Here is a 9,489-nt window from a genome sequence, read left to right as displayed (position 1 = left end):
GAGCGACGTGCATGGTCAATAGGCGTTGTCCTGCCTCCTGAGCAGCAGGGCGGCCGTTTTAACGAGCGTCAGCATATCGAGGAACACGCTCCAGTTCTCGATGTAATAGAGATCGTACTCGACCCGTTTGGTGATCTTCATGCGGGTGTCGGCCTCACCGCGCCAGCCGTGGCATTGCGCCCAACCGGTAATTCCGGGCTTCACGCGATGCCGACTGGCATAGTCATCCAGCAGCTCGTGCAGCAGCATGCCGTCGGTCTCCATGCCTGTGGGATGCGGACGGGGCCCCACGAGCGACATCGAGCCCTCCAGAACGTTGAACAGCTGTGGGAGCTCATCGATGCTGAGCTTGCGGATGATGCGTCCAACCCGAGTCACGCGCGGATCGTCCTTGGCGGTCTGCCGCTTCCCCTGATGGTCCGTCATCTCCGTATACATCGACCGGAACTTGTACACCTTGATCGGGTTGTTGTTGAACCCGAAGCGATCCTGGACGAACAGGACGGGGCCCTTGGATTCCAGCTTGATCGCAAGCGCCACGATCGCCAGCAGAGGCGACAGCAGGATGATGATCGGGACGACCAGACAGAGGTCCTCGATGCGTTTGGCGACAGCGTCCCATTCGCTGATCGGGCGGTCGCGCAGGCTGAGGACATTCATACCGCCAATCCGAAACACCGGCCGGTCCGCGTACTCAAGCCCCAAGCGGTCCGGCGCCATATAGATGTCGACGGCCCAAGAGGAAAGCCGGTGCAGCAGCTGGCCGACTCGCTCGTGTGCGCTCCAAGGCAGCGCCATGATGATCAGGTCGGCACTGCCGTCCCGGACAAGCCGCTCGACCAGCTCGGTCCCGCCAAGCAACGGGACCCCACGGTAGCTTTTTGGCAGGCGGTTCGCGCGGTCGTCCAGAAAACCCAGAACTCGGATGGTTCCATCATCAAAGCGGAGCAGATGCTCCAGGACTTCCTTGCCGTTATCGCCCGCCCCCAGGATCACGGCGCGTCGCAGATAGCGTCCGGCCTTCGATCGCGACAGGTGCCAAGACAGGGAGACCCTGCTGACCAAGAGGTAGGCGCAGAAACCACTGAAGGAGGAGATCACCCAAAGCCGCGAGAACTGATCCGCAGCCTTCATCAAGAAGACGACGAGCAGAAACCCGCCAAACGCAAAGACCGCGCCGGCGAAGACGATCCTTGGACGCTTCAGGTGCTCCCGAAAACGACGCCAGTCGTAAAGACTGTTTGAGAAGCCATAAATCGAGAATGCCGCGGCGATGAGTATGATCCCGGCCGCGTACTGACTCCAGGTGTGCTTGTGGCCAAGATCCGGAACAACAAAGAAGCACGTCACTGCCACGCCGACGAGCGCGACGATGTCAGCGATGAACAGAGCCCGGTGGGACCAGCGGCTGTTTGGTCCCTCGCTCTCGGCAGCGATGCCCGTCCGCGGTGCTACGTTGGCGTCCATCCGTTTGGGCCTCCGACTCCGTAAGGTACGCTCCGACATGTCGATCCTAATCAGTCCCCAAAACACGTCGGTACGAAGAATCACCGCTGTCCGCGTGCGCTAGCCTGGTCGACCCGCAATCGGTTGAATCCCCCATGAGGGAGACGGGCCCTGACCGAACCCGGCAGCGGCCGGGCGTAACGCGGCTGCACATTCCTTGACCACATCTCGCCCCGAGTCGTCCAATCGACCGAGCGGCAAGGGTGGTTACCAAGCGATGAGGCCGGGAAAAATGCCAATAATAATATACTAAATGTTAGACGCGCGCCCGCCCAGTGTAAACCAACGATTCATTATTCTCCGTGCGTTAAGATCGAGTATTAAAGGGACCGGACATCCCCGACAAAGCGGCCCGCGAGACTGTCGGTGGCGAGGCCGCGGCCGGACGGCGTCCAACAAGACCTCGATCCGATTCAGCCCCTCGCGAAACCCCATGGGCTCGCGAGGGGCTGCGAGCCCTCAGCGACGGCACTTCCCGAGCTGGGCTCCATAGTCTCGGGCCTGCTGGTCGACCCGCCGGGCGACGCGCACCAGCCAACCCTTCTTCCGATAGCTGCCCCGCTGGAACCCGCGATGGCCCTCATGGTAGGCGAGATACTGGCGATACCCATCCCACTTCGAGATACCGAGCTGTCGCTGACTCACGTCGGTGTACCAACCCACGAAATCGACCGCATGGGCGAAATTGGTGCGCTTGGCGCGGCGATTGCCGGTCTGCGCGCGATACCATTCCCAGGTCCCGTCGATCGCCTGCGGGTAGCCGAAGGCAGAGGTCACGCGTCCCGGTGGCCGGGCATCGTGCCGGAAGCTCGATTCGGCACGAATGATGGCCAACTGGACGGGTACAGGGGTACCCCACTTACGCTCGGCCTGCTTCGCCGCCTGATACCACTTCGGTCTCTCGGCGAAGATGGCGCAGGCATCATCGGGTCTGGAGGGCGGAGCCGGTGCGGTGGCGCAGCCGTCCAGCAGCAGCACCGCGAGGCCCAGCACGGCCACCATCGGGACAGGACGCGCGCCTCTCCAGGCCGGTCGCGCCTGCCCGGGCTCGCCGAGCACCCGAACCGCCGCTTCGCCCGCGCACCAAGCCCGGTCCGGACGATCGGCAAAACCGACTGAAATTCCCTTAACACTCATCGAAAGTAAGGGTTAATATCCGGTTGCCTGTCGAAATCGGCGGCCCTCCCGACTCGGCAGGGCCGCCGGCCACTCACCCTGCCGAACCGAAAGGAGGATTCGCCGTGTTCAAATCCAAAGGCGCTGCCTCGTCCGAAACACCGAAAAAGACCAAGAGCGCCGACCAAGGGTCGCTGATGATGGCCCTGTTGCCATCCGTCATCCTCTATGTCGGGGCCGTCGTCCTGATCGTGCTGACCCGTCAGGACGTCGCCGGCACCATACCCTATTGGGAGGGTTTCGTCCCCGTCGTCGCCTTCATCTCGCTGCTCTCCGGCTTCGGCCAAGCCTACGTTCGCGACCAGTCCTACCTCTTCTATGTCCTCAAGCAGATTGTCCACTGGGGAGTCCTGATCGGACTGCTCTGGCTGCTCCACACCCAGGGCGTGCGCGCCGCGCTCGATGACCAGAAATACCTGCTGCTGCTTCTCTACCTGCTCGCTCTCGGGTCCCTGCTCGCGGGTCTGCACCTGGATTGGAAATTCCTCTTCTTCGGAGCGTTTCTCGCCTTTGCCACCTATCTTATTGCAATGCCGGAGAATACCGCAATCCTCGCTCCGATCGGTAACGCCTTCGGGATTGCCGATGCCCCGAGCAAGCCGCAGACCATGATCATCGGCACCAGCGTCGTTGCCTTCCTCGCCAGCACCCTGCTCCTGATCGGGATGCGTGGCGCCGCCCTCTCCAAGCGCATCAGCGCTGCCAAGGCATAAGGACAGGATCGAGCGGCCGCTCGCGTAGCGTCGAGGATGTGACAGCAGTGACGCGGCGGCCCTGCCCGGGCCGATCCATTCTCGGTCACCGACGCTCCCGAAAACGGCGCCCCCTTCACGTGCCGCGGGGGCGCGGGTTCGCAGCAGCCCGCGTCTCACTCCGCCACCGCGGTCAAGGCACCCTGCTCGAGGAGCACCTGGATCCGCGTCCCGGCGGGGGCCTCGTCCGGTGCGCGCAGGATCGCGCCGTCCGGCAGACGCGTGGCGATGGCATAGCCACGCGCAAGCGTCGCCAGCGGGCTGCGCGCCTCGAGCCCGGCCACCGCGCGCATCAACCGCTCGCGCCGCGTCTCGGCCAGACGCGACTGGGCGCGGACCAGCCGCTGGCCAAGGGCGGCGACGGACATGCCCAGTGGCTCGAGACGTCGTTGCGCCGAGACCAACGAGAGGCGCAGCGCCAGCGGGCGAAACTGCGACCGGGCGCGCGCCAGGCGGCTCGACAGGATCGCGACCAGGCGCTGCTCGAGCTGATCCAGACGCTGGGCCCGCTGCTGGAGGCGCGCGGCCGGGTGGAGCAGCGCCAGGTGACGGCTGCACGCGCCCAGACGCTGGCGGGCAGCGAGCAGCTGGCGCGCCTCAGCCGCAGCCAGTCGGCTGCTCAGGGCAGTCAGACGGTGACGCAGGTGCTCGCCCGAGGGCGCGACCAGCTCCGCGGCCGCCGAAGGGGTGGCCGCACGCCGGTCGGCGGCCAGATCGGCGATGCTGATGTCGATCTCGTGACCGACGCCGGTGACGACCGGGACGGCCGAGGCACGGATCGCCCGCGCCAGCGTCTCGTCGTTGAAGGCGCTCAGGTCCTCGAGCGAGCCGCCACCGCGCGCCAGGATGATGACGTCGCACTCGGCCCGGGCATTGGCGAGGGCCAGGGCGGAGACGAGGGACGCAGGCGCCGCCGCCCCCTGCACCTGCGCCGGATAGATGACCACCGGCAAGGCCGGGAAGCGTCGCCTGAGGACCGCGAGCAGATCGCGCAGGGCCGCGCCCGTGGGGGAGGTGACCAGTCCCACCTGCCGGGGAAAGGCCGGCAACGGCCGCTTGCACGCCTCGTCGAACAGCCCTTCGGCAGCGAGCTTGCGCTTCAGCCGCTCGAATTCCAGCCGCAACGCCCCCTCGCCGCCAGGCTCCATGTGCTCGACCACCAGCTGGAGGTCGCCGCGCGGCTCGAAGAGCGTGACCCGCGCACGGACGAGGACCTCCTGTCCGTTCGCCGGGCGGAAGCTCAGGAGGGTCCGTCTGGGCCGGAACATGGCGCAACGGACCTGAGCGGCGACGTCTTTCAGGGTGAAATAGAGATGTCCGGACGCCGGCTGGGCCAGGTTGGAGATCTCGCCCTGCACCCAGAGCAGCGGGAAGCTGCCGTCCAGCACCGCCCGCAACTCGCTGTTGAGGCGTGCGACGCTGTAGATATCCCGGGAATCATCGAAGGTCAGGGGGGCAGCAGCGTCTTGCATCGGGTCGATCGGGTTCGGTCTGGACGGGACAATGGCCGGATCGCGTGGTGCAAGTTTACCCCCGGCCGTTGAAATTCTATACTTTTGGGTTACTTTCCTGTTCTGGTCACTGATCGCGGAGCCCTCCCATGCGCCTGATCCAGGAAGCACTCACCTTCGACGATGTCCTGCTCGTCCCGGCCCACTCCAGGGTGCTCCCGACCGAGGTGGATCTGCAGACCCGGCTCACCCGCGCGATCGCGCTGAAGATCCCGCTGGTGTCGGCCGCGATGGACACCGTCACCGAGTCGCGGCTGGCCATCGCCATGGCGCTTGAAGGCGGGATCGGGATCATCCACAAGAACATGAGCGTCGAGCGTCAGGCGCGTGAGGTCATGGCGGTCAAACGCTACGAGAGCGGGATCATCCGCAACCCGATCACGGTCGGCCCGCAGACCAGCATCGGGGAGGTGGTTCAGCTCACGCGCGCCCACAACATCTCCGGCGTGCCGGTCACCGAGAACGGCCGGCTGGTCGGGATCGTCACCGGGCGGGATCTGCGCTTCGAGACACGCATGAACGAGCCGGTCTCGACCATCATGACGCCGCAGGAGCGCCTGGTCACGGTACGCGAGGGCGCGAGCCGCGAGGACGTGGTGCGGCTCCTGCACGAGCACCGGATCGAGAAGGTCCTGGTGATCAACGACCGGTTCGAGCTGCGGGGCCTGATCACGGTGAAGGACATCCAGAAGGCCAAGGACTTTCCCAAGGCCTCGCGCGACGCCCAGGAGCGACTGCGCTGCGGCGCCGCGGTCAGCGTCGGTAAGGGGACAGACGAGCGCATCGCGGCCCTGGTCGAGGCCGGCGTGGACGTGATCGTGGTCGACACCGCCCATGGGCACTCGCAGGGGGTGCTGGACCGGGTGGAATGGGTCAAGGTGCATCATCCCGAGGTGCAGGTCATCGGCGGCAACATCGCCACCGCCGACGCCGCGCGGGCACTGGTCGATGCCGGGGCGGATGGGGTGAAGGTCGGGATCGGGCCCGGGTCGATCTGCACCACCCGCATCGTCGCCGGTGTCGGCGTCCCGCAGATCACCGCCGTCGCGAATGTCACCGAGGCGCTGGAGGGCACCGGCGTCCCATTGATCGCGGACGGCGGGCTGCGCTTCTCGGGCGACGTCGCCAAGGTCATCGCGGCCGGTGCCAACAGCGTCATGATCGGCGGACTCTTCGCCGGCACCGACGAGGCGCCGGGCGAGGTCGAGATCTACCAGGGACGCTCCTACAAATCCTACCGCGGGATGGGGTCGCTTGGGGCCATGGGCTCGACCGAGGGCTCCAGCGATCGCTACTTCCAGGAGGAAACCACCAAGGAGAAGCTGGTCCCCGAGGGCATCGAGGGGCGCGTGCCCTACAAGGGCAGCGTCCTGAACGTCATCCATCAGCTCGTCGGCGGCCTGGGCTCGAGCATGGGCTACACCGGCTGCGCGACCATCGAGGAGATGCGCACCAAGCCCCAGTTCGTGCGCGTCAGCGCGGCGGGGATGCGCGAGTCGCATGTGCACGACGTGCAGATCACCAAGGAAGCGCCCAACTACCGCATCGACACCTGACCCCTGACACATGCCCACACCCAACATCCACGCCGATCGCGTCCTCATCCTCGACTTCGGCTCCCAGTACACCCAGCTCATCGCGCGGCGCGTGCGTGAGGCCGGCGTCTACTGCGAGCTCCACCCCTATGACATGGGCCCCTCGGCGATCCGGGATTTCGCACCCACCGGGGTGATCCTGTCGGGCGGTCACCAATCCGTCCACGAGGCCGAGACCCCACGCGCCGACCCACTGGTCTTCGATCTGGGCGTGCCGGTCCTGGGGATCTGCTACGGCATGCAGACCATGGCCGCCCAGCTCGGCGGCAGCGTCGCCCCGGCCACCCATCGCGAGTACGGCTATGCCCAGGTGCGCGCCCGAAGTCATTCACGCCTGCTACGCGACATCGAGGACCACACCAGCCCGGAGGGCTACGGCCTCCTGGACGTCTGGATGAGCCACGGCGACCGCGTGGAGTCTCTGCCCGCGGGCTTCCAGGTGATCGCCGAGACCGCGAGCGCCCCCTTGGCCGGCATCGCCGACGAGGCGCGCCGTTTCTACGGCGTGCAGTTCCATCCCGAGGTCACCCACACCCGCCAGGGCCAACGGATCCTGGAACGCTTCGTCCACGAGATCTGCGGCTGCGGACGCCTCTGGACGGCGGGAAACATCATCGACGACAGCATCGCCCGGATCCGTGCCCGGGTCGGCAGCGACGCGGTCCTGCTCGGACTCTCGGGCGGCGTCGACTCGAGCGTCGTCGCCGCGCTGCTCCACCGCGCCATCGGCAATCAGCTGGCCTGCGTGTTCGTCGACAATGGCCTGCTGCGACTCGGCGAGGCCGATCAGGTCATGAGCACCTTCGCCCGGCACATGGGCGTGCGTGTGCTCCGGGTCGACGCCGAGGAGCGCTTCCTGGGCCGCCTCAAGGGCGTGCGCGATCCCGAGCAGAAACGCAAGATCATCGGGAACACCTTCATCGAGGTCTTCGACGACGAGGCGGCCAAGCTCACCGACGTCAAATGGCTCGCCCAGGGCACCATCTACCCGGACGTGATCGAGTCGGCGGGGGCCAAGACCGGCAAGGCCGCGGTCATCAAGTCACATCACAACGTGGGCGGGCTGCCGGAAGAGATGAACCTCGCGCTGATCGAGCCCCTGCGCGAGCTCTTCAAGGACGAGGTGCGCAAGATCGGGATCGAGCTGGGGTTGCCGTCCGAGATGGTCTATCGGCACCCCTTCCCGGGCCCGGGTCTCGGCGTGCGGATCCTCGGCGAGGTCCACAAGGAGGATGCCGAGACCCTGCGCCGGGCCGACCACATCTTCATCGAGGAGCTGCGCCGGGCCGGGCTCTACGACCAGGTGTCGCAGGCCTTCGCGGTCTTCCTGCCGGTGCGCTCCGTGGGCGTCGTCGGCGACAACCGCCAGTATGCCCACGTCATCGCCCTGCGCGCGGTGGAGACCCTCGACTTCATGACCGCCCGCTGGGCCCACCTCCCCTACGACTTCCTGGATCTGGTCTGCCGGCGGATCGTCAACGAGGTCCCCGGCGTCTCACGTGTCGTCTACGACATCACCGGGAAACCGCCGGGGACGATCGAGTGGGAGTGACCGCCCGGGCCGCCGCGGTCGCATCGGGGCAGGGTGCTGACGTGCAGTGAGGGTCCGGCTCGCGAGCCTCACCCACCGATGACACGTCCGATCCGCGACGATAGGGACTGGATGCACCTCGCGCTGGCCCTCGCCGGCCGAGCGGCGGCGCAGGGCGAGGTCCCGGTCGGCGCCATCCTGGTGCGGGACGGGGAGGTCATCGGCGAGGGCTGGAATTGTCCGATCGGCGCCCAGGACGCGACCGCTCATGCCGAGATCCGGGCCCTGCGCGACGCGGGGCGGCGCGTCGGCAACTACCGCCTCCCGGGCACCACCCTCTATGTCACCCTCGAGCCCTGCGTCATGTGCTCCGGCGCCCTCATCCATGCCCGCGTGGACCTCGTGATCTACGGCGCACCCGACCCCAAGGCGGGGGCCTGCGGAAGCGTCTTCGACCTCCTGCCGTCGGATCGCCGCTTCAACCACCGCACCGACTGCCGCGGCGGGGTCCTGGCCGACGACTGCGGAGAGACGTTGCGCGCCTTCTTCCGCGCCAGGCGCTCAACATAGACAATCCGAATACAGCCGCTTAGACTACCCGCCTTGTCGCGCGACCTGCCCGTGCGGCAAACCGTCCCGGAGAGGTGCCGGAGTGGCCGAACGGGCTTGACTCGAAATCAAGTGTACCCTTGCGGGTACCGTGGGTTCGAATCCCACCCTCTCCGCCAATCTATGATTTTTTAATGATATTATTCATCTACTTACGGATAGATCTGGATTTTCGGACCCCCATTTAGCCCCCCAATGTGCAGCTGCTTGACATGGTGGCTAGGCGCCGGCGCCTCGGATTACGGACCGATGCGCCAATGTGCGGGATGTCCGCCCGTCAGGCGAGCGCCCTATTCAGATCGCCGAGCCGGGCGCTCAACTCTGAGCGCATTCATCTCTTCGGGACAAGCGTGCGGGGCTCGACCCGCGGCTTCCCCGCCGGTCTCGGCAAGAAACTGGCCGGCGTTTCCAGGTTTCCGCGTCGAGTGTCTCAGAGGCCGCCTCAGGGCGTAACCCGTGCCCCTGACAGGCGAGGCAGCCGGCGACTTCATTTCCGATAGTTCGGAATCGCGCGCTTAAGGGCTACGGTGTGGCCTTCCGTTGGCGTGCCCGCGCTTTGTAGCCGTGACGGTTTGCGTCACGCAAACACTACGCCGTGCCGGCAGGGATTGCCAGGGAGGGGTTGTGAGGATCGGCGGGCGCCCGCTGGACAGCGCTGGTGGGACAGTGTACTGGCGGCAGAATCGAGCCGGTACCGCAGGCTCTCCGCCTGCAGGATGTTCTCCGCGACCACGCCTGGAAAATGGATTGGAAGGCTTCACCCTGCCAGGCACAGACCTCAGAGACCAGTGGGGCGAAAGTCAAACGGC

Annotated in this window: 7 protein-coding genes and 1 tRNA gene; 5 read left to right on the top strand and 3 right to left on the bottom strand. The window is 66.3% G+C overall.

Annotated features, from left to right (window positions below; genetic code table 11):
- Positions 1-15 precede the first annotated feature (15 nt).
- Entirely contained in the window at positions 16-1,467 is a 1,452-nt protein-coding gene (locus tag LJE61_RS07600; protein WP_296917944.1) for an undecaprenyl-phosphate glucose phosphotransferase, read from the bottom strand.
- Between the two features lie 498 nt (positions 1,468-1,965).
- On the bottom strand, positions 1,966-2,565 hold the full coding sequence (locus LJE61_RS07595; protein ID WP_296910016.1) for a transglycosylase SLT domain-containing protein: 600 nt from the start codon (positions 2,563-2,565) through the stop codon (positions 1,966-1,968).
- A 182-nt stretch (positions 2,566-2,747) separates the two neighbouring features.
- Between LJE61_RS07595 and LJE61_RS07590 the strand changes: the two genes are divergently transcribed.
- Positions 2,748-3,395, top strand: a complete 648-nt coding sequence (locus LJE61_RS07590) for a hypothetical protein (RefSeq protein WP_296910017.1) — start codon at positions 2,748-2,750, stop codon at positions 3,393-3,395.
- A gap of 155 nt (positions 3,396-3,550) precedes the next feature.
- On the opposite strand, the gene xseA is transcribed toward LJE61_RS07590, so the two are convergent.
- Positions 3,551-4,906, bottom strand: coding sequence for an exodeoxyribonuclease VII large subunit (xseA, locus tag LJE61_RS07585; RefSeq protein WP_296910018.1), 1,356 nt, complete (start codon positions 4,904-4,906; stop codon positions 3,551-3,553).
- 128 nt (positions 4,907-5,034) lie between these two features.
- On the opposite strand from xseA, the gene guaB reads away from it, so the two are divergent.
- From guaB to LJE61_RS07565, 4 genes are all read left to right on the top strand, one after another.
- The gene (gene guaB, locus LJE61_RS07580; protein WP_296910020.1) at positions 5,035-6,501 is read left to right on the top strand and encodes an IMP dehydrogenase; all 1,467 of its coding nucleotides are present in this window, start codon (positions 5,035-5,037) and stop codon (positions 6,499-6,501) included.
- Between the two features lie 10 nt (positions 6,502-6,511).
- The gene (gene guaA / locus LJE61_RS07575) at positions 6,512-8,092 is read left to right on the top strand and encodes a glutamine-hydrolyzing GMP synthase (RefSeq protein ID WP_296910022.1); all 1,581 of its coding nucleotides are present in this window, start codon (positions 6,512-6,514) and stop codon (positions 8,090-8,092) included.
- 78 nt (positions 8,093-8,170) lie between these two features.
- Positions 8,171-8,641, top strand: a complete 471-nt coding sequence (gene tadA, locus LJE61_RS07570; RefSeq protein ID WP_296910024.1) for a tRNA adenosine(34) deaminase TadA — start codon at positions 8,171-8,173, stop codon at positions 8,639-8,641.
- A 68-nt stretch (positions 8,642-8,709) separates the two neighbouring features.
- A tRNA-Ser gene (locus LJE61_RS07565) sits at positions 8,710-8,799 on the top strand.
- Positions 8,800-9,489: the final 690 nt, after the last annotated feature.

It is taken from the genome of Thiocapsa sp. (assembly GCF_022340925.1).
GTDB lineage: Bacteria > Pseudomonadota > Gammaproteobacteria > Chromatiales > Chromatiaceae > Thiocapsa.
This window is presented reverse-complemented; position numbering and strand designations above follow the sequence as displayed.

Coding starts and splice junctions, on each gene's coding strand:
- LJE61_RS07600 (WP_296917944.1), bottom strand. CDS start 1,467: ATGGACGCCAACGTAGCACCGCGGACGGGCATCGCTGCCGAGAGCGAG.
- xseA (WP_296910018.1), bottom strand. CDS start 4,906: ATGCAAGACGCTGCTGCCCCCCTGACCTTCGATGATTCCCGGGATATC.
- guaB (WP_296910020.1), top strand. CDS start 5,035: ATGCGCCTGATCCAGGAAGCACTCACCTTCGACGATGTCCTGCTCGTC.
- guaA (WP_296910022.1), top strand. CDS start 6,512: ATGCCCACACCCAACATCCACGCCGATCGCGTCCTCATCCTCGACTTC.
- tadA (WP_296910024.1), top strand. CDS start 8,171: ATGACACGTCCGATCCGCGACGATAGGGACTGGATGCACCTCGCGCTG.